General features: G+C 39.9%; 26 protein-coding genes. 19 read left to right on the top strand and 7 right to left on the bottom strand.

Annotated features, from left to right (window positions below; all coding sequences use genetic code 11):
* Nucleotides 1-94: 94 nt before the first annotated feature.
* The 4 genes from NXG61_RS14785 (at nucleotide 95) to NXG61_RS14770 (ending at nucleotide 4,932) form a co-directional block, all read left to right on the top strand.
* A complete protein-coding gene (locus NXG61_RS14785) occupies nucleotides 95-1,144 on the top strand; it encodes an IS30 family transposase (RefSeq protein WP_432748952.1) in 1,050 nt (349 codons plus the stop codon).
* A 514-nt stretch (nucleotides 1,145-1,658) separates the two neighbouring features.
* The gene (locus NXG61_RS14780; protein ID WP_196605689.1) at nucleotides 1,659-2,243 is read left to right on the top strand and encodes a TetR/AcrR family transcriptional regulator; all 585 of its coding nucleotides are present in this window, start codon (nucleotides 1,659-1,661) and stop codon (nucleotides 2,241-2,243) included.
* Nucleotides 2,244-2,347: 104 nt separating this feature from the next.
* Nucleotides 2,348-3,394, top strand: coding sequence for an HlyD family secretion protein (locus NXG61_RS14775; RefSeq protein WP_196605688.1), 1,047 nt, complete (start codon nucleotides 2,348-2,350; stop codon nucleotides 3,392-3,394).
* Nucleotides 3,395-3,396: 2 nt separating this feature from the next.
* The gene (locus NXG61_RS14770) at nucleotides 3,397-4,932 is read left to right on the top strand and encodes a DHA2 family efflux MFS transporter permease subunit (protein ID WP_307225081.1); all 1,536 of its coding nucleotides are present in this window, start codon (nucleotides 3,397-3,399) and stop codon (nucleotides 4,930-4,932) included.
* 95 nt (nucleotides 4,933-5,027) lie between these two features.
* On the opposite strand, the gene NXG61_RS14765 is transcribed toward NXG61_RS14770, so the two are convergent.
* From NXG61_RS14765 to phnD, 3 genes are read right to left on the bottom strand one after another with little or no spacing between them, the layout of a single operon-like run.
* Nucleotides 5,028-5,684, bottom strand: a complete 657-nt coding sequence (locus NXG61_RS14765) for a response regulator (RefSeq protein ID WP_307225083.1) — start codon at nucleotides 5,682-5,684, stop codon at nucleotides 5,028-5,030.
* The gene (locus tag NXG61_RS14760) at nucleotides 5,677-7,104 is read right to left on the bottom strand and encodes an ATP-binding protein (protein ID WP_307225084.1); all 1,428 of its coding nucleotides are present in this window, start codon (nucleotides 7,102-7,104) and stop codon (nucleotides 5,677-5,679) included. Before NXG61_RS14760 ends, NXG61_RS14765 begins: the two co-directional genes overlap by 8 nt.
* Entirely contained in the window at nucleotides 7,101-8,069 is a 969-nt protein-coding gene (gene phnD / locus NXG61_RS14755) for a phosphate/phosphite/phosphonate ABC transporter substrate-binding protein (protein ID WP_196605685.1), read from the bottom strand. The genes NXG61_RS14760 and phnD overlap by 4 nt, the downstream gene beginning before the upstream one ends.
* A gap of 221 nt (nucleotides 8,070-8,290) precedes the next feature.
* On the opposite strand from phnD, the gene NXG61_RS14750 reads away from it, so the two are divergent.
* From NXG61_RS14750 to NXG61_RS14740, 3 genes are read left to right on the top strand one after another with little or no spacing between them, the layout of a single operon-like run.
* Nucleotides 8,291-8,767: a hypothetical protein gene (locus tag NXG61_RS14750; protein WP_231038669.1), complete on the top strand. Its 477-nt coding sequence runs from the start codon at nucleotides 8,291-8,293 to the stop codon at nucleotides 8,765-8,767.
* Nucleotides 8,754-9,479 (top strand): MFS transporter, encoded by a 726-nt coding sequence (locus NXG61_RS14745; protein WP_330998061.1) that lies wholly within the window; start codon nucleotides 8,754-8,756, stop codon nucleotides 9,477-9,479. The genes NXG61_RS14750 and NXG61_RS14745 overlap by 14 nt, the downstream gene beginning before the upstream one ends.
* Nucleotides 9,470-9,667 carry a hypothetical protein gene (locus NXG61_RS14740; RefSeq protein WP_307225087.1) on the top strand — a complete coding sequence of 66 codons (198 nt, stop codon included), beginning with the start codon at nucleotides 9,470-9,472 and terminating at the stop codon, nucleotides 9,665-9,667. The genes NXG61_RS14745 and NXG61_RS14740 overlap by 10 nt, the downstream gene beginning before the upstream one ends.
* Before the next feature lie 20 nt (nucleotides 9,668-9,687).
* On the opposite strand, the gene NXG61_RS14735 is transcribed toward NXG61_RS14740, so the two are convergent.
* Nucleotides 9,688-10,590: a LysR family transcriptional regulator gene (locus tag NXG61_RS14735; RefSeq protein WP_196605684.1), complete on the bottom strand. Its 903-nt coding sequence runs from the start codon at nucleotides 10,588-10,590 to the stop codon at nucleotides 9,688-9,690.
* A gap of 214 nt (nucleotides 10,591-10,804) precedes the next feature.
* On the opposite strand from NXG61_RS14735, the gene NXG61_RS14730 reads away from it, so the two are divergent.
* From NXG61_RS14730 to NXG61_RS14695, 8 genes are all read left to right on the top strand, one after another.
* Nucleotides 10,805-11,395 carry a LysE family transporter gene (locus tag NXG61_RS14730; RefSeq protein ID WP_196605683.1) on the top strand — a complete coding sequence of 197 codons (591 nt, stop codon included), beginning with the start codon at nucleotides 10,805-10,807 and terminating at the stop codon, nucleotides 11,393-11,395.
* Nucleotides 11,396-11,480: 85 nt separating this feature from the next.
* On the top strand, nucleotides 11,481-12,056 hold the full coding sequence (locus NXG61_RS14725) for a TetR/AcrR family transcriptional regulator (RefSeq protein ID WP_196605682.1): 576 nt from the start codon (nucleotides 11,481-11,483) through the stop codon (nucleotides 12,054-12,056).
* A gap of 114 nt (nucleotides 12,057-12,170) precedes the next feature.
* Nucleotides 12,171-13,172 (top strand): NADP-dependent oxidoreductase, encoded by a 1,002-nt coding sequence (locus tag NXG61_RS14720; protein ID WP_196605681.1) that lies wholly within the window; start codon nucleotides 12,171-12,173, stop codon nucleotides 13,170-13,172.
* 153 nt (nucleotides 13,173-13,325) lie between these two features.
* Complete coding sequence (locus NXG61_RS14715; RefSeq protein WP_307225092.1) at nucleotides 13,326-14,456, top strand: epoxyqueuosine reductase; 1,131 nt, start codon at nucleotides 13,326-13,328, stop codon at nucleotides 14,454-14,456.
* 33 nt (nucleotides 14,457-14,489) lie between these two features.
* On the top strand, nucleotides 14,490-15,131 hold the full coding sequence (locus NXG61_RS14710) for a lactate utilization protein (protein WP_196605679.1): 642 nt from the start codon (nucleotides 14,490-14,492) through the stop codon (nucleotides 15,129-15,131).
* A 354-nt stretch (nucleotides 15,132-15,485) separates the two neighbouring features.
* The gene (locus NXG61_RS14705) at nucleotides 15,486-16,097 is read left to right on the top strand and encodes a nitroreductase family protein (protein ID WP_196605678.1); all 612 of its coding nucleotides are present in this window, start codon (nucleotides 15,486-15,488) and stop codon (nucleotides 16,095-16,097) included.
* A gap of 56 nt (nucleotides 16,098-16,153) precedes the next feature.
* Nucleotides 16,154-17,197: an aldo/keto reductase gene (locus NXG61_RS14700; protein WP_307225094.1), complete on the top strand. Its 1,044-nt coding sequence runs from the start codon at nucleotides 16,154-16,156 to the stop codon at nucleotides 17,195-17,197.
* Nucleotides 17,198-17,302: 105 nt separating this feature from the next.
* Nucleotides 17,303-17,881 (top strand): DUF1638 domain-containing protein, encoded by a 579-nt coding sequence (locus NXG61_RS14695; protein ID WP_432748951.1) that lies wholly within the window; start codon nucleotides 17,303-17,305, stop codon nucleotides 17,879-17,881.
* 136 nt (nucleotides 17,882-18,017) lie between these two features.
* Here NXG61_RS14695 and NXG61_RS14690 read toward each other — a convergent pair whose 3' ends face one another.
* From NXG61_RS14690 to NXG61_RS14680, 3 genes are all read right to left on the bottom strand, one after another.
* A complete protein-coding gene (locus NXG61_RS14690) occupies nucleotides 18,018-19,037 on the bottom strand; it encodes a Gfo/Idh/MocA family protein (protein WP_307225097.1) in 1,020 nt (339 codons plus the stop codon).
* Between the two features lie 114 nt (nucleotides 19,038-19,151).
* Nucleotides 19,152-20,585: a sugar porter family MFS transporter gene (locus NXG61_RS14685; RefSeq protein ID WP_307225099.1), complete on the bottom strand. Its 1,434-nt coding sequence runs from the start codon at nucleotides 20,583-20,585 to the stop codon at nucleotides 19,152-19,154.
* Nucleotides 20,586-20,895: 310 nt separating this feature from the next.
* Nucleotides 20,896-21,753, bottom strand: coding sequence for a helix-turn-helix domain-containing protein (locus NXG61_RS14680; protein ID WP_307225136.1), 858 nt, complete (start codon nucleotides 21,751-21,753; stop codon nucleotides 20,896-20,898).
* A gap of 193 nt (nucleotides 21,754-21,946) precedes the next feature.
* On the opposite strand from NXG61_RS14680, the gene NXG61_RS14675 reads away from it, so the two are divergent.
* The 4 genes from NXG61_RS14675 (at nucleotide 21,947) to NXG61_RS14660 (ending at nucleotide 25,772) form a co-directional block, all read left to right on the top strand.
* The gene (locus tag NXG61_RS14675) at nucleotides 21,947-22,867 is read left to right on the top strand and encodes a TIM barrel protein (RefSeq protein ID WP_196605672.1); all 921 of its coding nucleotides are present in this window, start codon (nucleotides 21,947-21,949) and stop codon (nucleotides 22,865-22,867) included.
* A gap of 246 nt (nucleotides 22,868-23,113) precedes the next feature.
* On the top strand, nucleotides 23,114-24,175 hold the full coding sequence (locus NXG61_RS14670) for an ABC transporter substrate-binding protein (RefSeq protein WP_307225100.1): 1,062 nt from the start codon (nucleotides 23,114-23,116) through the stop codon (nucleotides 24,173-24,175).
* Between the two features lie 15 nt (nucleotides 24,176-24,190).
* Nucleotides 24,191-25,039: an ABC transporter permease subunit gene (locus NXG61_RS14665; RefSeq protein ID WP_307225102.1), complete on the top strand. Its 849-nt coding sequence runs from the start codon at nucleotides 24,191-24,193 to the stop codon at nucleotides 25,037-25,039.
* A 1-nt stretch (nucleotide 25,040) separates the two neighbouring features.
* Nucleotides 25,041-25,772 (top strand): ABC transporter ATP-binding protein, encoded by a 732-nt coding sequence (locus NXG61_RS14660; RefSeq protein WP_196605670.1) that lies wholly within the window; start codon nucleotides 25,041-25,043, stop codon nucleotides 25,770-25,772.
* Nucleotides 25,773-25,782 lie beyond the last annotated feature (10 nt).

The raw sequence follows: 25,782 nt of genomic DNA, 5'->3' as shown, positions 1-25,782 counted from the left end.
AAAATGAACAGTTGCAAAAAGTCCACAGTGACTTTCCTTTAAATGGTAAAATGGAGTTCTCACAGCACCATTAACCAAAGAGGAGACAATCACTATGGACTGCCATAATTATATCACAGTATTCCCTGAACGAAAACGTGGTCAGCACTTGGGACGGGAAGAACGCGGAGCGATCCAGCAACTAAACAAGCAAGGATACTCTCTGCGGGCAATCGCCCGAGAAATCAACTGTTCGCCAAGTACTATCATGTATGAATTGCGCCGCGGTACACCGCTGCGCAAAAGCCATAGAGGACGTGCACCGGAGTACAGCGCCAAACGAGGTCTTGCAGTATATGAAATGAATCGAATGAAGTGCAAAAGGCCGCATTATATCACACATTGCTCAGATTTTGTTAAGTGGGTGGTTGCGCAAGTCAGGGCAAAAAAGTGGTCGTTAGACGCTTGCGTCGGTCATGCGCGCCTGCACCAGCTCTTTGCTGATAAAGAAATGGTATGCACGAAGACCCTATATAACGAAATGGCTGCTGGTAATTTGCCGCTATCGCTGTTCGAGCTGCCTGAAATTCTAAAGCGAAAGCAAAACAAAAAAGGAACCCGAAAGCATAAACGTCTGAAAGGTCGCAGCATTGACGAACGTCCTGACATCGTAGATTTACGCACGGAATTCGGCCATTGGGAAGCTGACACGGTGATTGGCAGAAAAAAAGTCAGAGAAGCTGCTGTTTTAACTCTGATTGAGCGTGTTACAAACAATTACCTGGCTATTCGCATTCCTGGTAAAAACAGTGAGTCTGTCATGGCTGCGATGAAAGAACTACACGCTGAATATGGTGAGCGTTTCAGTTCTGTTTTCAAAACAACCGATAATGGCTCTGAATTCGAGGAATTTTCCAAGATTGAAGCCTGGGGTTCCAGTGTTTATTATGCACATCCTTACTCCTCTTGGGAGCGACCAGTAAATGAACGGCACAACGGCTTCTTGCGTCAATATATTCCAAAGGGCGTTTCGATTGAGAAATATACTTATGAAGATATATTACACTTTGCCGATGAATTGAATAGCCGTCCGCGCAAGCGACTTGCCTACCAGACACCGGAAGAATTGTTCGACGCTTTTCTCGATAAACTTTATATTGCCTGAGATCATCGGCATTTTACCAAAGTGTTCAATTTGCTATTGCAATTTACGAAAATATTTTATCATAAAAAGAAAAAGATTCAAACACCTTAATGCTTTTAAAGAAAATGGCATTACTGGAGCAAAAGAGCCCGAAAGTAAAAACTGCTGAATAGTTGGTAGAGCTCGTTCTACACTGTATGGGAAATTAAAATGCGGTATAGTAACACGCAAATAGATATAAATTTAAAAGCTTATCAGTCATATTTTATTGACACGGGGCAGTAATGCTGTAAGCGGCATTAAGAAAATTTCTGTAAGCTTTATGAGTTACATGAAACCTGTGAATTTATAGAGTATTTGGCGGGACAGGCCTTAAAAGACGGGCTTTTGGTGGATGCCGTGTGTGCGCCAGGGCTCAGCTTTGGAAAATAATTTATATAAATTGACAAAGATAAATGATAGTGGCATACTGTTTATGTTAGTTAGTCTAACTAACATAAACAGTATGAATAATAGCATGAATGGAGAGATTCGCATGTCCGAAAATGATATTGATACAGCCGATAAAATTGTGCAGGCTGCTATTGATTTGATACATAAAAAGGGGTTCAATGAAACAACGATGAAGGACATAGCCATTGCTGCAAATGTCAGTGAAATGACGGTCTTTCGTCATTTTTCCAATAAGAAAGGTGTATTTGAAGCAGTAATACAAAAGTGTTCGTTTATACCGTCAATGCAGGATATTTTTAATAATAGATTAACATGGGATTTGGAAACAGATTTACTGTTGATAGGCAATACTTATCAACAGGTGATGGCGAAAAATAAGACAGCGATCCTGGTGCTGACAAGAGAGAAAACATTTTTATCAGCGGGAGACTGGGAAAAATTACCGCCGTATCATTTTAAGCAGTTTATGACAGCGTATTTGAAGAAAATGGAGTCTATGGGAAAAATTCATGGGATAAATATTGATGCAGTTGTTCTTTCTTTTATTGCTATGAATTTTGGTTTTTTCTATGCAAAGGCAACATTGAAGAATCAGTTTATAACTGTTTCGACGAAAGAATACATAGATACATCAGTTGGTTTATTTGTAAAAGGGCTGACTTCATAATGATCAGAAAAATACAGAAGAAAGTGATTTTATGCGGAGCGCGGCAGGTATTGTGATAAGTGAATTATAGCTATAAAGAATATTTGAATTAAAAGGTGATAAATATGAAATTGACTCCCAAATTAATGAAAGCCGGAGCAGTATGCCTGATATTAGCGGCTGGTATAAGCGGCTATTTCTTTACTCATCGCAATGAAGTTGAGACAGATGATGCCTCTATCGACGGTAGAACCGTTGATATAAGTCCTAAGGTAGCCGGGTATATAAAGGAAATCTATGTCAAGGATAATCAGGTCGTCAAGGCCGGTGACATAATAATGCAGATCGACACAAAGGATTATGAATTGCAGGCAAAGAATGCACAGGCGGCTTTGGCTGCTGCGCAGGCAGCTCTGGCAGCTGCGCAAAATAATGCTTTGGCAGCTAATATAACAGCTCCGGCAGGTGTGGCCGCTGCACAGGAAAAGGTTAATTCGGCACAAGCTGCGTGGGAAAAAGCGGCAGCTGATGAAAAAAGAATGAATATGCTTATAGTCAGCGGGGCTTGTTCACAGGAACAATATGACCAGGCTGTTGCTTCAGAAAAGTCTACACGGGCAGCCTTAGATGAAATGAAAGCCGATTTAAATTCGGCTAATTCTGCACCTGAAGTTATAGCAGGGGCGCAAAGTACAGTGGAGCAGCTGGCGGCACAGGCGGAAAAAGCAAAAGCGGAACTTGAACAGGCAGAAACCAATTTGCAATATACAAAGATAACAGCGCCGGCTGATGGCCGGATAACTAAAAAAAGTGTCAATCCAGGAGCTTATGTTCAATCCGGCACACAACTTTGCTCTTTAGTAAGCTTTGAGATGTGGGTTACCGCAAACTTTAAGGAAAATCAGCTTAAGGGGATGCGGACAGGAGATAAAGTGGATATATCTGTGGATGCTTTTCCGAATCTGCGGCTTACGGGTGTCGTAGATAGTTTTCAAGCGGGGACAGGAGCATATTTTTCTTTGTTTCCCGCAGAAAATGCAACAGGAAATTTTGTCAAAACTGTGCAGCGAATTCCTGTAAAGATCGTTTTAAATAATCTTAGTCAGGATCAGGCTGCTTTGCTCGGCCCGGGAATGTCAGTGATACCAGTAGTGCATATTGGTGGGGAATAATTATGGCAAAGCAGGTAAATCCCATGCTGGTGTCAATGGCTGTAAGCCTGGCAACCTTTATGGAAATTTTGGACACTACAATAGTAAATGTAGCATTGTCAAGCATCGCTGGATCATTGGGGGCGGGAACTGATGAAAGTACATGGGTATTAACCTCATATCTTGTATCAAATGGTATAGTGCTGCCTCTTTCCGGATGGTTGTCATCACTTGTCGGCAGAAAGAAATTTTTCATTTCATGCATACTGGGGTTTACTATGACATCGTTTCTATGCGGCATATCAACATCGCTGCCAATGCTGATAATTTGCAGACTCTTGCAGGGATTAGCCGGCGGCGGTCTGCAGCCAAGCCAGCAGGCTATAATAAAGGACAGCTTTCCACCAGCAAAACTGGGAATGGCTTTTGCCATTACGGGGCTTACCACTGTTTTGGCGCCAATACTGGGACCTTCCCTGGGAGGATATATCACTGATAATTTTAATTGGCGCTGGATTTTTTTTATGAATGTTCCAGTAGGATTTTTAGCAGTATTTTTAGTAAACCTTTTGGTAAGTGATCCGCCAAGTGCACAGAAAAAAAAGACTGTCGGTATAGATTGCATAGGATTAGGCTTGATAGCGGTGGGGTTGGGCGCGCTTCAAATAGTTCTTGATAAAGGGCAGCAGGAAGATTGGTTTGACAGCTCCTTCATAATAATTTTTGCCAGTATAGCTGCTGCGGGGCTTATTGCTGCGATATATTGGCTCACAAAGCAAAAAAATCCTATTGTAAAGCTAAGCCTGTTTAAAAATCCCAGCTTTACAATGCCTTGTATTATGTTGTTCTTTGTAGGATTTGCTCTTTATTCAAGTTCAGCATTACTGCCAATGATGGTGCAGGAAAATTTTGGCTATAATGCAACATTATCAGGATTGGTACTTTCTCCCGCAGGTATATCCGTGATGGTGATGATGCCTGTGGTGGGCAGGCTGGTAAACAGAGTGCAGGCTAAGTATTTGATAGCGATTGGTATGCTGCTTAATGCATTTGGCATGTGGTTTACCGGTTTAGCAACACCTCAGACAGATTACAGTACCTTTGTAATAATGAGAATTTTTCAGACATTAGGATTGCCCTTTTTATTTATTCCTGCAAGTACACTGGCTTTTTCTAAGATTTCACCGGAAGACAGCAGCAATGCGTCGGCTATTGTTTCACTGATGCGCAATCTTGGCGGCAGTATCGGCATAGCAATTGTAACAAATAAACTCATTCACAGCGAACAGATAGAACAAGCCAATCTGGTGAGGCATCTGACAACAGATAATCCCGGTTATCGTGAAGCACTGGCCCAGTCCATTCGAACTATTGCGGATATGGGGGTTCCGCTGCCGCAGGCGGCAACAAGTGCGTTAGGTCATATATATCAGGAATTTATACATCAGGCCAGTATATTGGCGTTTAGAGATGTATATGATTTTGTTGCGGCAGTTTTGCTGATATTGGCTGTAAGTGCTCTTTTTATGCCGGGCAATAAGATTCATGGGACTAAATAACACGAAACAGCAGTAAAACATAGGTTGTATATAACTTCAGACAAAACGGCTCCCATTTTTCCATAAAAAATGGGAGCCGTTTTGTCTGAAGCTGTTTATTGATCCGGTAAATCAAAAAGATTGTAACGTAATGCATAATCTACCAGTTCGCTTTTTTTATTTATATCGAGTTTAGTAAAAATACGTGTTTTGTAAGTATCGATAGTTTTAAGACTGAGATGCAGCTGTTCGCCGATTTCAGCAAGCGAATAACCGCGCGCAAGATAACGCAGAACTTCGAGTTCTCGTTTGCTCAGCAGTGAATAAGGATCGTCATTGTCTTTTTTTATCATTGTATTAAGAATGGAAATAGCATTTTTGTTGCTGAGATAGACATTGCCGCTCATAACAGTGTGCAACGCCGTCAAAAGCTCTGTATCAAAGGCGCTTTTTTCTACATAACCATCAGCACCTGCGGCGAGTGCTTCTCTGATATACTCTTCCTCTGTATGCATGGTGAGTACAAGTATGTGTATGTGCTCATAATTTTTTTCGGCTTTTAACCATTTTAAAATATCTATGCCATTTATTTTAGGCATGGATAAATCAAGGATGATTAAATCTGCCTTGATAAGGAGCAGCTTTTGCATCAGATCTTTTCCGTCACATGCCTCGCCGACGATTTCTATATCTTCCTCTGCCTCAAGCAAAAGTTTTAATCCGGCTCTTAAAATAGCATGATCATCAGCAAGTATGATTTTTATTTTATTCATCAGTGGACCTCTTTCCGACAGGTATAGATGCAATGATGGAGGTTCCTTTATCGGGATACGATTTTATTTCCAGTTGACCATTTAAAAGCTCAACACGTTCTCGCATGCCATATAAACCTAAATGTCTTTTTTCCTTTGCAGTATGCAGTACATCAGCAGAAAAGCCGCAGCCGTCATCGATTATTGCCAGCATAATATTACCGTTATGCATAGTTAAGGATACAGTCAGATTGATTGCATGCGCATGATGGACAATGTTGGTTGTTGCTTCCTGCAATATACGGTATAAAGCCAAGCGAACATTATCGGATACCTTTATATTTTTTATGTTTTCATCGGCCGAAAAATCTGCTATCAAACCATTATGTTTGGCTGTATCGAAAACATGCTGCCGAAAAATGGCGGTTATATCCATGTCATCCAAGCTGGGCGGGCGCAGATTAACAGCCATTTCACGAAGTTCTTCCAAAACAGATGCAATAATCGTGCGTGTTGATTTTATCAGTTTTTGCTGATCGACATCAGCTTCATTATTCAGCAGAATGCGCAGATAAGCAAGAATAGAAGTTACTGATTGCCCCACGCCGTCATGAAGTTCACGGGAAATACGTTTGCGTTCATCTTCCTGTGCAGAAAAAAGTTTATGGATAAGTATGTCACGGCTATGATCTTTTTCCTGCAGTTCAGCCAATAGTTTTTGATTATATTTATCTTTGGCAGCTAATTCACATACCATCTCATTGAAGGTCTGCGTCAAAGTGCCCAGTTCATCTCTGCCCCGATAATAAACACGGACTTTATAATCATTGTGTTTAATTTTTTCGGCTGCCAATGAAAGAAATCTGATCGGTGCGAGTATTTTTGCCAACAGAAGACCTATGGCAAGCACTGCCAGAATGGTTATTATTAAACCGGTAAGTGTGAAATGGGTTATTATTGAAGTAAGAAGCTGCTGCATTGATTTTCCTGATAATCCTATGCAAATGAAGCCGATTTTTCCTTCGTCGATAGATGATGTTACCTGATGAATATCACCCTCATTGCTTTTAAAAAGCTTTGTTTGCGAGGCATAATCGAACGGGGTTATTTGTTTGGGCATGCCGGTCGGATATTGAGTGCCGAAGGTATGCGCCAATATGCGGCCTTTATAATCAGCAATGATAATGTAACGTACATCGTCATTGCTTGATTTTACCTTGTTTATAAGCTGTAAAAGCAAGTAACTGTTTTCCAGAAGGATATCTTCACTGCCAAGTGTAGCAATATATGATGCTATTTCATTTCCGCGGCCGGATAATTGATCATGCAGTGTGTTTTTCAGCCCGGTATATACAAAAAAAAGCAAAAGTGATATTACCATTAAAAGACTTATTATTACAATGGTCAGTATTTTTGTATACAGGCCTGTTTGCTGTTTCATAAGTCTGTCATCACCTTGTCATATATCTTTTTATATGGAGCATACAATTCCGGTTGAGGTGCCACAAATTTATCGATCATTATATTTTGGAGAGAGTCAGCCATTTTGGGGTCACTGTGCATGTTGAACAGAATCTGCTGCAGATGTTCTTTTTGCTCGGCGGGAAGATCACTGCGCACAACGATCGGACCGATAGGGATGTTGTCTATGGTTTGAAAAATTTTGATACCGTTTATATCTTCAGGATGACTTTTCAAGATCAAGTCATAGACAAGGCTGTCAACACACGCTGCATCGATCAGTTTATTTTTCACGGCCCAGATGGATCGGTCATGGCTTCCTGTGTAAATATAATTGCTGAAATAATGACCGGGACTGGCTGTATAGGCGGTATAGAGTTCATTGACAATGCTCATATGACCGGAATAGCTTAACGGATCAGAGAATGCTATTGTCCTGCCGCGCAAATCGTCAATGGAAGTTATATCATTGTGTGATGCGAGTGTTATCAAATAGCTTTGGTAATTTAAGCTTCCCTGATAAAAGACCATAGCTAAAATATCCAGGTTCTGAATACCGTGATAGGAGCAATAGGCTCCGGTAGACATAAATGAAATATCGGCGTCTCCGTTGGAAAGAAGTTGATTTATTTCTTTATAGCCGCGCCGTTGCAGGAGGATAGTAGGTCTGCCCAATTTTTGGCTTATATAATCAGCAAAAGCACGCCAATCTTCAATGGTAACGTTTGGTGATATAACAGTGGATATGACAATACGCAGAGGACGTTCTTCATTATCGTCGTCTGACGTGCTGTATTTTTGATGTATGAGCGGTGAACCTTTGGAAAAATCTATGTATGAATCGTAAGTATTGGGATTAGAGTAATTAAAAGCAATAAAAAAAAGAACCAGTATAAGCAGGACCGCAATATAGTATTTGTCTTTTAAATGATGAAGTATAAACATAATATCAACCTTTGCAAATGATGATGCCTGTGTACGGCTTATACAAAGCCGCAATCTGCAAACATTATAGCACAGCCTCAGAGGATGAGTCCATTAAGGACTTTTTCAATAAAGAGGATTTTATTGGTACTTCTAAAAATTCTTACATTATTTCAGAAAATATCTGATATAAAAAAATGAGGTATATGAAATAATCATAGAAAGAGGATGACGTCTCCGTTATGACAGCAATAGAATATGAGGTGGATATTTGGTTTTCAGCAATATTAAATTTTTTTAAGGCAGGGCCCGACAGAGCACCAATTACCAATAATATGGAAAAAGCAAAGGCTTTGTTCAATTCACAGCAGCGTTCTGTTTTTATATCCATAACTTTGGGATATGCTTTTTTCTACGTATGTCGATTGAATTTTTCTGTAGTAAAGAAACCCCTGCTGGACGGCAATGTACTTGACGCTAACCAGATAGGAACTATGGGGATGGTTTTCTTTTTCACCTATGCGATAGGTAAATTCATCAATAGCTTTATCGGCGATAGATGCAATATAAAACATTTTATGCCGTTTGGACTGTTTATGGTAGCAGCACTTTCAATGATCATGGGAATAGGGCTGCCGTATATTTTGATGGTGCTGTTTTGGGGCATCATAGGTTGGGTTTCAGTCATATGGAGCAGGTCCAAGCATAATCTCACTTAATCAATGGGGCTCCGGCGAAAAACGCGGTACTTATTATGGCATTTGGTTTGCAAGCCATAATATTGGCGCGGGACTTACGTATCTTGTAACTTCCGTTGTCGTTATGCAGTATGGCTGGTGCGCAGGGTTTTGGCTGCCGGGCGCATTATGTATCGTAGCTTCCCTCCTTATGTTCAAATTTATGGCAGACAGGCCGAGAGCATGCGGTCTTCCCACTCCTTATGAGATAAATGGGGAAAAAGATACGACAGTAGAAACTAAAGAAAAAAGCGTGGGCTCTCTCCAATGGGAAGTAATAAAACGTCCGGCAGTATGGATACTTGGATTGTCCAGCGCAGCATGTTATGTCACACGATATGCGATTGAAAGCTGGGGAGTAGTTTTTCTGACTGCTGAGAAGGGCTACAGTATGATAGGTGCAAGTTCACTTCTCACCACCATGCAATTCGCCGGTATTTTCGGCACGTGCCTTTGCGGTTTTATTTCTGATAAATTTTTCAACCATAAAAGAAATGTTCCGTGCCTTATATTTGGTATATTCTGTGCATTATCCGTTGCGGCTTTTGTATGGGGACCTAAAGAATACGATTGGATAAATTGGGTGAGCATGTGCGTATACGGCTTTACCATGGGATCGCTCGTATGTTATCTGGGCGGGCTTATGGCTGTGGAATCTGTCCTAAACGTGCGACAGGGGCTGCCATGGGAATGATAGGCTTATTCAGCTATATAGGAGCATCACTGCAGGAAAAGGTTAGCGGCTTTATAAATGCCGGTAAGACAGTTATAGATGGACAGGCTGTCTATAACTGTCAGGAAGCTTCCCTATTCTGGGTGAGTGCTGCGGTGCTTTCATGTTTATTGGCTCTCTTAGTATGGAATGTAAAAGTAAAAGAATAAAAGATTTACATTATTATAATTCATACTGATGGTTCTTTGAGAAGCAAATATTTTTTCAGCAGGCAAATAAATAATTCCATAGCAGGGCTCAGCCACTTGTTTTTGTGATAAGCGCAGACTGCGGTTATTCTCTGATCATTGAGATCGGTAGCCAATGCCTGCAAAGCCCGTTTGTTCAGCTCATTTTCTACGGTAAATGTGGGAAGAAAGGCGATCCCCATATCACTTATTACGCATTTTTTAATTGCCTCGATGCTCCATAATTCTATGGGCTGCTCTATACTAATATTTTTTTCTTCTAAATAGTGATCAAATAATTTTTGAAAGATACTATTGCTGTCGTTACTGATAAGTACAGTTGTTTTTCGCTGATTTTCAGTCAAAAAATCTGTTTGATCAGCTGCAATAGCAGGAGATGCGATAAGTGACAAAGAAAAATTTGCGAGAAATTCTGTCCTGATGGCGGGCGTATATCCCCCAACATCATAGTGGATGCCTATATCTGCACCATTGTTCATTATTTTATCTCTGATAGTATAACAATTAAGTGTTTGCAGATGAATGCGCACATTAGGCGCTTGTTTCCGAAATGCTTTCAGTACAGGCTGCATTTTGTACACCAGGAGAGTTTCAGGAAGTGCTATTCGCAAACTGCCTGTTAAGTCAAGTGTTCCTTTTCCATAATTGCTGATTTGCTCGGTTGATTGGATAATGGTATCAATATATGGCAGAATATCTTTACCAGCCTGTGTCAGAATCATTTTCCGGCCAATCTTTTCAAACAGCTTGATGCTTAATTCCTGTTCCAGCTGTTGTACTTGAAATGTTACAGTGGATTGTGTATAGTTCAGCCTCTTTGCAGCATTTTGAAAAGTGCCCATTTCTAAAATAGTTTTTACTGTAATCAAATTTCTTAAATCCAATAGCATGTCCTCCTGATAATTCAAATATATCGAATTGACTATTCAAATATTTCAATTTTACCAATATGTTTTTGTGTGATAGTATAGCTCTAATACCAATAAGGTGCAATCCCATAAGATTGCACCTTATTGGTATTAGACATAAAAATTGTTTTGGCAGTAAATTAAGTATCATTATGAGTTGGTACTTTAAATACCAAGGGAGGAACTGTAAATGACTTATAGTGTTTGGCTGTCTTTTTTTTCGTATACGATTATTTCGGCAATTTCACCGGGTCCTAATAATATTCTGGCACTTAATGCTGCCGGAAAGTCCGGAATTAAGATGCAAAGAAGGCTGTTGTCTGGAATATATCTTGGCTTTTTTTGCATAATGATCATTTGTGGTGTTTTTAGTACAGTATTGGCAGTTATTTTGCCGGAGATAACCGACTATATGAAATATGCCGGTGCTGTTTATATCACGTGGCTGGCATATCACGTTGCGACAGGCAGGCCATTGAAAGAAAATAATACAGAAACAGAAAAAAGTTCGTTTAACAGAGGCTTTCTCCTTCAATTCGTGAATGTAAAAATTATTATTTGGGGACTTACAGCTTTTACAGGTTTTGTTTTGCCATATTATGATTCGCCGATTATTATAGTCGGTTTTATATTCCTGCTTTCATTCATAGGTAATGGCTCAACACATATATGGGCTGTTGCGGGAGTGGGATTGGGAAGCCTCTTAAAAAAATATTGGCGCTCCGCAAATATTATCATGGGGCTTTCGCTTTTATACAGTGCTGTAAATTTGGTATTATAAAAATACTTTGATAAAAAATTTTATTTAAAAATTCTTTACTGATCGTTCTTAAAATGTTATGATTAATATCATCTTGGAGGGATTTATGGGACGCAGTAAAGAATTTGAAGAAAGTGCAGTTCTCAAAAAGGCCATGGAACTATTTTGGGAACAGGGCTACGAAAAAACTTCGTTAAATGATTTGGTAAGGCATATGGGGATTCATCGCAGAAGCCTGTATGATACCTTTGGTGATAAACATACTTTATTTTTAAGGGCAGTAGATTTTTACGGTGAAGTTATAAAAAATAGATTGACGGCAAAAATTGCAGGAACAGGGACGGCAAAAAAAGCTATAGAATGTATCTTTGATTTTGCGATTGCAGGAAATAATGATAGACTGGGGTGCCTGTTTGTAAATTCGGCAACCGAGCTGGCTTCCCGGGATAAAGAAGTGGAAGAAAAAACGAAAAAAGCATTCATGCAGACAGAGTATCTTCTTAGGGCACTTATCCGCAAGGGACAAGCAACAGGTGAGTTTTCTTGCAAATATGATTCAGAAATCCTGGCAGAAAGTTTGCATAATACCTTGATCGGCATCAGGGTACTTGCGAAAACATCTGTCAGTCAAGAAAAATTACACCGCATAGTAGATTTTTCTCTCGCAATATTGAGTAAGTAAATTTTTACATAAATTAGAACGATCGTTCTAAAAAATAAATGAGTCAGGCATGAAAATTCGGATTGGCATGATACGGTTTAATGTCTCAATTTTGTGGAAGGGGTGTAATGCAAGATGAAAGCATTTATTATTGATCGTTATGGGACTAAGGCAATGGTTCGGCTCGGTGAAATGCCGGAACCGGAACTGCAAGATGACGATCTGTTGGTAAAAATTCATGCTGCCAGTGTAAATCCTTTGGACCTAAGAATCAGGAGCGGGAAGCTGAAACTCATTTTGCCTTATCAGCTGCCACTCATATTGGGAAATGATTTAGCGGGAGTCGTTGTGAAGATTGGTGCTAAGGTGAGGCAATTTAAACCGGGGGATGAGGTCTATGCACGTACTGATAAAGAACGGATAGGCGCTTTTGCGGAGTTTATTTCCATAAGAGAAAGTGCTGTCGCGAAAAAACCTGAGAAAGTTACCATGGAGGAAGCAGCGTCTTTACCGCTTGTGGGGCTGACTGCATGGCAGGTACTGAATGAGAACGCCAATATACAGAAGAAGCAAAAAATTCTTATTCACGCAGGGTCCGGCGGGGTAGGGTCATTCGCAATTCAGCTGGCGAAGCATATGGGAGCTATTGTAGCAACTACAACAAGTACCGCGAATATAGCTTGGGTGAAGCGCCTTGGTGCAGATATGGTTATTGATTATAAAAATGAGGATTTTAGAACGGTTCTGCATGATTATGATGTGGTATTTGATACTCTGGGCGGGGAAATACTGGAAAAATCTCTGCAGGTGCTTAAACCTGGGGGAAAACTCATTTCAGTAGCCGGCCCGCCTGATCAGCATTTTGCGGAGAATATGAAATTGTCTTGGGGCCTGAAATTGGGACTGCGTTTTTTGAGTTATCAAGTCAGGCGAAAAGCAAAAAAACATCAAGTCGACTATTCATTTTTTTTCATGCGACCAAGCGGAGATCAATTACGCGAGATCAGCTCTCTTATCAATTTAGGAATTATCCATCCGGTTGTGGATAAGGTATTTCCTTTTGAATCAACAAAAGAAGCTTTAGCCTATGTCGAAAATGGGCGTGCAAAGGGTAAAGTCATCATAAAAATGATATAGAAATCGGATACTGTTAGTCGGCTTATCTTGTCTTGCGGTTTTGCTTACAAAAAAAGTGTATATACACTAATAACTAATATTTTTTAATTATGAGGGAAAAATACTGTTTAGAATAAGGAATTTTATTGTAATAAATAAAGGAGAAGATGAAAAGTGTCATTGACTGAGGAGATCAAGGAATTTGCTCTTGATTTGGGGTATAGCAGGGTCGGCATAACAACTGCTGAAAGTTTTTCCAGACATATAGAAGAAGTGAAAAGCAGAGGCGTGATGTATGATTTTTTTGTTAAAAATCCGGGGAATCCATTAAATGGTTCCGAAGTAAAGCAGCTGAGACCTTCTGCAAAATCTATTATTTCTATGGCTTGGGATTATTCACAAAAATCATTCCCAAGATCGCTTATTGGTAAAATCGGGAGGATTTATCAGGCAAGATGCTATAACGTTCCTCCAGATCGGATAAATGGGATGCGGTATCAGCTTATGGTTAATTTTTTAAAACAGCGCGGCTGTCAAATTGGACATGGCATATTTATTCCTGAACGATGGGCAGCAGCTAGGGCCGGCATTACAACCTTTGGCAGAAATAACTTTGCCTACGTTGAAGGAATAGGTTCCTTTATAGTTCTTAGTTCTATTGTTATTGATGAGGAACTGGAATATGATGAACCGACCATGGAAATAGGGTGCCCAAAGGGATGTACCGCTTGCATGAAAGCTTGTCCAACTCAGGCAATTTATGAACCAAATAAACTGAATCCCCGCCGCTGTATAGCATTTAATACGCTGTTTGCACAGGATGGCAACTCAGAGTTTATTACAAGTCATATTCCTGCTGACATTAGGGATAAAATGGGAACAAATGTTTATGGATGTGATGTATGTCAGGAAGTATGTCCGCGCAATCAGGCGAGGCTAAAAGCTAAACTGTTGGAAGATGAATTTTTGATTAAAAAATCTCAAGATTTTAGTTTGGCTAAAATGCTTAACATGACAGATGAATATATGATAAAAATGAGACCGCTGATGTATAGTTACATAAAAGAAAAAAAGTATTTTCAGAGAAATGCGGCTATAGCTATCGGTAATCTGGGGAATCGGGATTACCTTTCTGATTTGGAAATTGCAATGAATGATCCTGAAGCATTAGTACGAGAATATGCAGCTTGGGCTATAGGTAAGATCGGCGGACGTTTGGCCAAACAAGTTTTAGAAAATAAATATGCTCAGGAAACAGCTGATTCTGTAAAAAAAGAAATTAAAACAGCTCTGTTTGAAGCGTAATGATATAAAACCGCTGAGAGGAGGAGTGAGAAAATGAATGATTTGATACACTGGCACAATAATACTATTGGACAGAGAGCAGCAGAGGCTTTAAATAGAAATAATTTTAGCGCTAAATATTTTACTGATCGGCAAACTGCAGTCGAGTACATTTTACGACTTATCCCACGGAAGGCAACCGTTGGTATGGGTGGATCTAGCACAGTAATGGAATTGGAGTTATGGAAACTTTTGGAAGAACGCGGTCATGAATTATTTAATCATAATAAAGAAGGATTGACCGCAGAAGAAAGAAATAAACAACGCTATAAACAGCTTACTTGCGATGTGTTCTTGACCGGATCAAATGCTATTACACTGACTGGAAAAATAGTAAATCGTGATGCTTTTGGAAATCGAGTAGCAGCAATGATATTCGGCCCTAAAAAAGTGATTATTGTCGCAGGAATCAATAAAGTAGTCAGGGATTTTAAAGAAGCTGATGAACGGATCAAGATGCATGCTGCTCCTTTAAATGTCAAGAGGTATGAAATGAACAATCCATGTTTGACGACTGGTGAATGCATAGATTGTAATAGTCCTGCACGAGCTTGCAATATTACGACAATTTTAAGCAGAAGACCGCCGTTGACGGAGATTTATGTGATTATTTTGGGAGAATCTTTAGGCTTTTAAAAATGGGAAAGCAGTGTAGAAAAGAGAATACATTGCAAAAATATTTAAAAATTAAAAGTATAAACTGATATGTACAGGAGTATCAAAGGAGGTGATCAACTGTTCTTTTATACGGCATTTATTGAAAATAGCAATGATTTGATTGCATGGTCGAAAGCCTAAGTGACCTATTTAAGCAACAAGTTTAGTAAAAGGCCGGAGAGGTGGTGATGCAGGATATCAAAAAATTCAGCATGGAGTGAGAGTTTATTTATCAAGGAAATTTGAGAATCTGATGCTGTTCACTATGGCACAGGTAGATTGATCTGCATTTTTGCATAATAGGCAGACGGAAAAGAAAAAGGGGATTTTATTATGGAATTTATGGATGTTATAAAGAAAAGACACAGTATACGCAAATTTAAATCGGAGCCTGTTTCTCAAGATGCCGTTGAAAGTATTTTAGAAGCCGGCAGGCTGGCACCATCTGCCAGCAATTTACAGGCTTGGCGTTACATTGTTGTTAAGGATGCAGAGGTTCGTGCCAAATTGGCTAAGGCATCACCAGTTTCTTTTTTTAGCACAGCACCGGTGATTATTATATGCTGCATTGATCAGGAGGTAATGCATTCGCAGGGAGCACGATATAGGGAACTTCAAGAAGCAGGCGCTTTTTTGGGTGTCAGTATGCCTGCTAAAGAGGTGGAAGAACTCTTGAAAAAGAAGAAGCTTGATGAAGAATTGGTATTAAGGGCGAGCTTGATGTTCAATGCAGCCATATCTATAACGCATATGGACTTGCGTGCTGTGGATTTAGGATTGGGTACATGCTGGATCGGGTTATATGACGGTGCTGTTTTAAAAGAATTACTGGACATCGATGATCGTTACCATGTTGTAAACGTGCTGCTCGTTGGACATCCGGATCAGGCACCAAGTGCCAGACCGCGTTTAAATAAAGAAGAGCTTATTATAGAGGAATTTTAAAATAAGCAAGAATGTTTTTTGTATATAATGTTTATAAAATGAAGGAGGTGCCATCGGTGGAATATCGGTTTTTTGGACGTACAGGAATAAAAGTGAGCAGTTTCTGTCTGGGAACTGGGGCACTTGGAAATTGGGGAAATAAAAATGAAGAGGAATGCATTCGGATTGTGAATGAGGCTATTGCTAATGGCATCAATTTTATTGATACAGCGGATGTGTATTCTGGCGGAGAAACTGAAAAAATACTGGGGAAAGCTTTAAAAGGACAGCGCACAGAGGTCATATTGGGGACCAAGGGTGGATTGCCTATGGGAAATGGGCAGAATCAAAAGGGCAGTTCTAAAATATGGATCAGACGTGCTGTTGAGGGCAGTTTGCGAAGACTGCAGACTGATTATGTAGATTTATATCAATTGCATGTGCCTGATCCGTATACTGATATAGAAGAAACACTCGAAGTTTTAACAGATCTTGTCAAGGAGGGGAAAATACGTTACATCGGAACCTCAAGTTTTCAGGCATGGCAAATTGTTGAGGCACAGTGGGTCAGTGAGCGACGAAATCTGGTACGCTTTGTGAGTGAGCAGCCTCCGTATTCAATAATTAATCGGAGTGTAGAACTTGATGTCTTAGCTGCTGCCGATAAATACGGATTGGGTGTTCTTGTCTGGAGTCCTTTGTCGGGAGGGTTATTGACGGGCAAATATATTATGGGGCAACAGGCTTCGGCAGATTCCCGTGCTGTTCGCATTAAGGGAAGCCCATTGGCAGATAGAGTTAATCCAGAGCGTCAAGAAAACCGTGTTAAATTTGAAGTAATTAATCAATTGAAAGAGATAGCTGATCAGGCCGGTATGACACTTGCCCATATGGCGATGGCTTTTACGCAGGAACATCCTTCTGTCACGGCATCGATCATCGGTCCGCGCACACCGGCGCAGCTTCATGAGATATTAAAGGGGAGTAATATCCGTTTAAATTTTGATATCTTGGATAAAATTGACAGTATTGTAGCTCCTGGAAAAACATTAGATGACTTAGAACGCGGTTGGGCACCTGAATGGTTGTCACATCAGCGTCGCTATGCGGCAGCAAAATAGATTATACAATTTAAAGCCGCTGGCTTAATCGGCAAATCGGTGATATTGGAGTGGCCGCAATAGATGTGTGTTGAAGGGAATATTTGTGATATGAGGATATGTTTTTTGTCCTGCGGTATTTATCAGCCTGAGCTGGATGCAGTACTGTCTGAAATAAAGGAGGATAAAATATTTGACTGTGAATTGACAGTGACCTATCTGCAGGCTAAGCTTCATATTGATTTTGATCTTTTAAAAAAAGACGTCTTACAGGCGCTTCGGCATATTGCGGCAGATAAGATAATTTTACTGTATGGAGCCAAATGCCATCCTGAATTTAACGATTTCCTGCGAGACTGGCAGCTGGTCAGATTCAAACAGTCTAATTGTATTGAATTGATCCTTGGAGACTGCAAGAAAAAAATAGATGATGCCGCTAAAACAATCTATTTGACGGCAGGATGGGTGACAAATTGGGATCAGTTCTTTAATGCGGCAAAAAATACAGATCAGGCTGCTATAAAGCAAAGTTTTGCCGATTTTGGACAATTACTGTTTATTGATACCGGCGTATGTGAGGTGCCAAATAAAAAGATAGAGGAAATTTCCTTATATACAGGTCTGCCGAAAAGTGTAAAAAAGGTTGGGCTAAGCGTTTTCAAGAGTAATATCATAAAAGCTGTTAAGCAGGCACTGCCGGTATGAGATGACGGGGAAGTCCCCAATTTACTGCTTGCTGACAACTGTAGTATGTAAAACCAAAAAACAGTTTTCCGCTGCAGCATGGAAAGCTGTTTTTTGGTTGTCCTGCATAGATATTTTGTAAAAAATATACAATAAATTAATATTTGATAGAAATAAGAGAATTTTTTTTATATGATTCTGCGGTGGCAAAAGCGATCTGTGTAGATTTGGTACCATCATATACATTTACATCGGGTTTTTTATTTTTTTGGATGCAGTTGACGAAGTTTTCCATTTCCAAAAGATATGCTTCAGCGAATCTTTCAGGAAAACTGCCAACACATTCCTGACGTACACCATATTGATCGTAAATAAAACAGAGATTTTTTTCCGGTACAGGGCTTATGCGGAGAGTCCCTTCTGTACCAATAACTTCTGTTTCAACATGATAACCATAAGAAGCTGTGCGTCCCACGTGGATGAATCCCATAGATCCGTTGGCACATTTATACATGGCAATGCCTGTTTCGTCATCATTACTTTTTTTGAATTCCGGATGCTTGAATGTCGAGCCGCCGGCATATACCTCGATAGGATCACTGCCCAAAAACCAACGCATAAGATCAATGTCGTGTATAGCCATATCAATGAAAATGCCTCCGGAGGTCGGGGAAAATTTTATTGCACTTTGAACCAATGCTTCAGGATCAATACCTGTGGCTTTTACCATATAGGGCTTGCCAATTTTTCCAGCTTTTATCTGATCCATGGCGTAAGTGTAGGAAGGGTCGAAACGGCGCATAAAGCCAAGAAAAAATATTAAATCAGGATGTCGCAGCACGGCCTCCTCTGCCAGCCTGCATTCATCTATTGTTGTACCAAGCGGTTTATCACTGAATACATGTTTGCCCGCATCCAATGCGGCCGCTATCTGCCAGCAGTGTTCGCTGCTGGTCGTAATTATGGCAACGGCATCAATATCAGCTTTGGACAACATTTCCTTGTAGTCACTGTATACGTTTTTTACACCAAGCTTGTCACGGGCAAAGTCCAGCTCGTTAGCAACAATGGAACACGCTGCGGTTAATTCTGCATTTTCAATTTTGCTGGCAATGTTTTGTGCATGCACTTTGCCGAGACGACCCAGTCCGGCAATTCCAAATTTAATTTTTTTCATGATGACGGTCTCCTTAGAATAAATAATATGTGAATTTTTGACAAATGAAAACATCAGTGAGAAATGTCATTATAATGTCTGATTACTATTGATAATAAACTGTCAGTAGGGACATCAGCTGATATTGCTTTTGGCAGCACCGGCAATACTGTCGCCGGAAGTATTTTTACCGCCATATTCCTTTACAAAGAAACGTTCAAGTTCTTCCAACGAATGACCTCGTGTTTCGGGAACATATTTTATTACAAAAATAATAGAAACAACGCTCATGGCAGCAAAGGCGAAAAAGGTGTTGGCCAGGCCAACGCTTACGAGCAGCATAGGAAATATGAGTCCTACACAAAAATTTGCTATCCACAAGACCATTACGGCTACACCCATGCCCAGACCGCGCAAACGCAATGGAAAAATCTCAGAAATAATCAGCCAGTTTACAGGACCGATGAGACCTTGGAAGAAGGCAAGATAGATGATTATTGAACCGAGTGTGACGAAGGGAAGCAGGCTGCTGCCCTGCATAAAAAGTGAAGTCATGCCAATGACAGCCAGCATGACGGCTACTCCGACCAAGCCGGTCAATATCATGGGGCGGCGTCCGAAGCGATCCATCATCGCTATGCCGCAGCACATCGCTATGAGCGAAATGGCACCATTGCCTATATTGCCAATAAGAGCGGCTTCTGTGCTGAAACCTGAGGTTTTTAGTATCTCTGTACCATAATATATAATGGAGTTGATACCGGTGAATTGATTGACCAGGGCCATTCCGATACCAATGAAGATCAGATGTCTTACCCAGGTAATACCAAGGTCCTTGACAGTCATTTGCTTAATAGCCGCTTCTTGGTCAAGTGTATTTTTTATGTCTGCTATTTCTTTTTCTGCTTGTTCGGCAGATCTTATCAGATTGAGTACTTCAATGCCTTTCGTCATTTTATTTTTACTGATGAGCCAGCGAGGGCTTTCCGGCATACGCAGCATGCCAATACCCAGTATGACAGCAGGTATGGCGGCCAATGCCAGCATATACCTCCATATGCCGCCGCTCTCTCCAAAATTGATACCTATAATCGCATTGAAGAAGAATGCCAGCAATTGACCGGAAACGATCATTACTTCATTACGGGTGACGATTTTGCCGCGCCTGTCAGCCGGGGCTATTTCAGCCAAATAGGTGGGAACATTGACAGAGGCACCACCAACGGCAAGCCCCAGAACAAAACGGGCTGTTACCATAGAGGCGACATTGGGGGACATTGAGCAAAATAGTGTTGCGGCAAAAAAAAGTACTGATAAAAATAACAAGGTTTTTTTTCTGCCGTACAGATCTGTCACTTTACCGATGCCGATAGCACCAACAGCGGCTCCCAATTGCAGAACGGCGACAACCAAACCTTGATGAAAAGCGTCCAGATTCAGCTGATCCGCTGCTGACATAAACGGAAGCGCGCCATTTACTACACCTGTGTCATATCCAAATAACAAGCCTCCGAAGGTGGAAACAAATATCATTGTTGATAAATTTTTCTTATAATTTAGTGGATGCATAGTTTCTCTCCCTTTTGCATTAAACAAAAATATCTTAAAATAAAGATTATTCAATCTAAATTTTTGAAAATAATATGAGTAAGGTACGTACACTACTGATATTTTGTTGATAAATTCATGATAACATTATGATGAAAAAATGTCATTGATGCATTTTGCTAAAAAATATACATTTCTTGCTGCGTTTTATTTAAATTTGGATTAAGCAATTTTAGTTTATTTGTTTAAAATAAAAAATACACACAAAGAAATTTGATTTCTTTGTGTGTATATGAGGGAATAGCCTGATAAGTTAAAGTATGCGGCAGAGTCAATCAATACTTTTTTGATAAAATACTTTCCGAAAATTGTTTGGTGTAATATTATTAGCTTTTTTAAAGGCTCGGATAAAATGTGAGGAACTTTGAAATCCGGTACGCAGGGATATAGTTTCTATGTCCTCAAATGTATATATGAGGATTTTTTTAGCGGCTTCAAGACGGGTACTTAAAAGATAGGTATGAGGGGATAAATGCATGTATTTGCTGAAAAGGCGGGTGAAATAGTAGGTGCTGAGGCTTACATGAGCAGCGATGTCATTGACAGATATGGATTTGCTGTAATTACTCTGAATGAAACTGAGGGCTTCCCGGATCGTCTTTTCCGCCGGTGATTCAAGGACAGCGGGAGGAGCCGAAAGTTCGCACAGGATACTGTAAATGTTGTGGGAAATAGAAAAAACATTGGAATCTTTTTTGTGTATTTCATTTAGTATGCTGTCAATATAGGGTTCTATTTTCTTCGTGTAATTTTTCTTGAAAAGGCCGGTGCCTCCATTTCTTTCATATATATAGTTAAGCAGGGGCAGCGTATTTTTACCATTGAAATGAAACCATTTTACTACAGCTTGCCTGTCTGCCCAATAAAGATTTTTTTCACGGCAATTCAGCAATACTGCTTCATTGGCTTTAGCGGTAAAAGTTTTGCCGCGCAGAACAAAATTCAGTTCACCGCTTACAATATACTGGAGCATAAAAGCATCCATATAGCTTCGGCTGACACGATAAGGGCTGTCCAGAGAATACACGGCACCCCATAAAATATAAAAAAGATTATCCTGTGTAAAAGAATCTGAAGAACAAAAATACACTCCGTCACGTTTTATTATGCCTGGTTCAGTATGAATCATCAATTACACCATCCTAAGCAAGAAATGTATATTAAAAGGCAAAAAATACATATCAGTGTTATTATTTGCTATTATAATATAAATTGATATAATAAACAATATATTCAATTTATTGGTAAAACATAAAAACAAAATAATATTGGAAAAAGTGCATTTTGAATATAAATATATTTTGCGAAAGGAAGGGAAGCGGATGTCTTATCAAAATCCTCTATTTTTGGGTATTTCTCCGGATCTGTGGAAATATGATGGTTTTGCAGGATCGGCTGGCGTAAATATTTCACAGCAAATACTCAGTGAAGCAGCTTTGACGGGATTTGAAGGGGTGGAAATAGATGATAACGGTCGATTTTTGGATACTGATATGCTGAATTATCATCTGTCATTAAGAAATCTATCAGCTGCAGGACGGGTGACGGGAATAGCTGCCGCGGCGGATAATTGTAAAGGTATTGTGTCTGACTTTCATGTAATGCTAAAAAAAATGGTTTCTTTGGGAATGAAGTATTTGGTTGTGAGAGAAATGAGTCATAACATATTTTTCACCGGAGAAGCTCTGCTTGGTTACAGAGCTTTTTTAAAGAGAGATGATTGGCTGCATCTTAGCAATAATCTTAATGAGCTTGGAAAAATTGCTTCCTCTTATGGAATAAAAATGTGTTTTCAACCGCACATCTGTACGGTTATACGAACACTTGAAGAAATCGATCAGTTAATGGATACAACAGATGAGCGATATGTAAAGCTTTGTCTGGATACAGGCAATTTGTTTTTGCAGAACGCAGTTGTGCAAACAATCAAAAAATTTGGCAGCCGCATAGCGTACGTGAGGTTGCAGGATATGAGATTGAAGGAGCTGAAAGGATGCAGTAAAAGAAATGCCAGCTTTTCCGAAGCTGTATCAGCGGGATGTTTTACAATTCCGGGCGACGGAGAAATAGATTTTGTCGAACTTTTCCTGGCCCTTGACAAGATTGGTTATTCAGGCTGGGTGACGGTAGATGCAGGACGGCAATCAAATGCAGCTGATTCTTTTGAATATTTATTGAAAATATATCATTATATGCAGGCACTGCTCGGTTTTCGATTTACTAATAATAGAACGGAAGAATAAAATATTCCTATAATTATTTTTTAATGTCGCCTGCACGACTTACTTACTGAGGATTTTGTGATACTATTTTCAAGTATTACAGTTAATTATATATTGACTTCAATCTTTTTATTATAATCTGGGCTAATTAGAAAACTAAAGGCCGGAATAAACGCAGGTGTGTTTATTCCGGCTTTTAGTTTATATAATAAGGAGCATTATCAAAATAAATTACTTTACAATAAAAGACAAGGGGAAATTTAGCAAATGAAAAAAAATGCATTAATATTTGTACTGATTACTATATTATCAATTATTTTAACTGCATGCAGCGATCAGGACATGGGCGAAAAGCAATCATCCTCACCGGCTAAGGAGACTGTATTTACTCCTTCAAATAAATACAATAATGAATTGACAGGTGTCACGCTAAGCATCGGTACGGCATCATCGGATCTTGCGCAGTCGATACTTGTAGCCGCCGGATTGGACAATACGCCATATAAAGTAGATTATCATCAGCTTAGAGGGGGCAATTTGGTCCTGGAAGCGATTGCTGCAGGACAGATAGATGCAGGTTCAGGAAGCCAGATACCGCCTATTTTTGCATCCCTGAGTAAAAATGGAGGAAACTTTAAAATAATTGCCATCAGAAAGGGCAATACATTGAATCAGGAGCTGATAGTAAGTCCTCAAGCAAAGGACAGCATAAAAACGGTGGCAGATTTGAAAGGCAAAAAGGTTGCTTATGTCAAAAATACTACGGCACAATATTTTTTATATAAAATGCTGACAGATGCAGGGCTGAAATGGGAGGATATAGATTCTCTGCCAATGACTACATCTGACGGTTTATCGGCTGTAGTGACAGGTGATGTTGATGCATTGGCAAGCTACGATCAGTCTATCATACAAGCGAAGGAAAATGGTGCAGTAACTCTCAGATCAGCGGAAGATGTACTTTCAGGAGATTTTTATTGGTATGCGGCATTTAATACTATCAATGATCCGGCGAAGCATGCGGCGCTGGTAGATTATCTGGAGCGGATAAATGAGGCGGATGAATGGGCCCGCCAGCATCCCGATGAGTGGGCTCAGGCTTATGCGAAGGAAACAAATCAAAAAGTGGAAGATTATAAAAGAATTTTTGAAGCGGGGGAAAAGCAGCGAAAAGGAAGAATAGCCCCTGTAGACAGTGCAACAATAGCATCAGAACAGGATATTATTGATAGTTTTTATAAGCTGGGAGCATTAAAGCAGAACATTGATGCAGCAAGTTTATTTGACAGATCCTTCGATAAAGAAATTTCTAACTTCAAGGTGTATTGATTGGGAGGATTGTAGATGGGAAATAGTGTTGATTCAGCAACTGCTCTTGTTTCAAGAAAAAAAATATTAGGCAGCAAGGGAAAATCAGGGAAAATTTTATTAAAAGGCACTGGTAATCTGTTGTTAATATGGAGCATACCTATTATTCTTTTTTTGTTTTGGACATGGTTATCGTTAACGGGGTATCTTAATCGACTTTTTCCCACACCTGATGAACTGTTAAGAACAACTGTGCGTCTGATAGAAGACGGTACATTGGCCTTGAACTTGGAAGTCAGTTTGATAAGAGCATTCACAGGACTTGCGATCGGCGGGAGTACAGGTTTTATTCTGGGAATATTGACAGGGCAGTTCAGCTTGGTTAATAAAATATTAAATACACCTATTCAGATGATTAAAAGTGTACCACGGCTTGCTATACTTCCATTGGTGTTGATTTGGTTCGGCATTGGAGAAACTTCAAAGTTGATTTTGATAGCGCTGAGTACATTTTTCCCCATATACCTTAATACCTTTCATGGCATCAGATCTATTGACAGAGACTTATTGGAAATGGGAAAAATATATGGTCTTTCATCCTGGGAAATGTTTAAAAATATTATTTTCCCAGGGGCAATATCTTCTATAATGATAGGTTTTCGGCAGTCACTTGGTGATACATGGCTGATCTTGATCGTAGCCGAAACGATTGCGGCAAAATCAGGGATCGGCTATATGGCAACGAACGCCAGAGAATATATGATGATGGATGTAATTGTATTGAGCATGGTAATTTATGCGTTATTAGGATCGTTGTCTGACCTGATTGCGGTCACTGCCACAAAAAAAATGATGCGATGGAATCCAGCTTACAGGAGGACTTGAAATGTCAGGATATTCGCTTGAGATACGGCATCTTACAAAAAAATACGGTGATACAGAGGTATTAAAAGACATTGATCTGACAATAAAGCAGGGGGAATTTGTGGCACTGATAGGTAAAAGCGGTTGTGGCAAAAGTACATTGCTACGTGCTGTTTCAGCATTGACAACCATCACAGGAGGAATAATAAAAATAAATGGAAAGAGTGTCACGGCTATCAATCCGGAAGTAAGATTCCTTTTTCAGGATGCCAGACTTTTGCCGTGGAAAACTGTTTTGCAGAATGTAGTGCTCGGTTCACCGACACGGAGCCGCGAAGCTGCTGTTGCAGCTTTACAGTCAGTTGACTTGGAAATGAAAGCCAATTTTTGGCCGTCAGATCTTTCAGGGGGACAAAGGCAAAGAGCTGCTTTGGCAAGAGCGCTTGTAGGAACTCCTAAGATACTGCTTCTGGATGAACCGCTAAGTGCATTGGATGCACTTACACGCATCAATATGCAGAAACTTATAGAAGCCCTTTGGCAGAAAGAAAATTTTACAGTGGTTTTAGTTACACATGACGTAAGTGAAGCAGTATATCTGGCTGATCGTGTTGTTCTGCTTGAAGACGGTCGGATCGGGCTTGATAAAAAAATAGAACTTTCACGTCCCAGAATAAAAGATAAGGATTCGGCATATTATGAAAATCTTATACTTAATTATATTTTAAAACCAGCAGAAGCAAGTGCAGTATAAAAAAGAAATG

Source organism: Pectinatus haikarae (assembly GCF_050916305.1).
Classification (GTDB): domain Bacteria; phylum Bacillota; class Negativicutes; order Selenomonadales; family Selenomonadaceae; genus Pectinatus; species Pectinatus haikarae.
The sequence above is the reverse complement of the archived record's forward strand: the minus strand, read 5'-3'. Positions and strand labels throughout refer to the sequence as shown.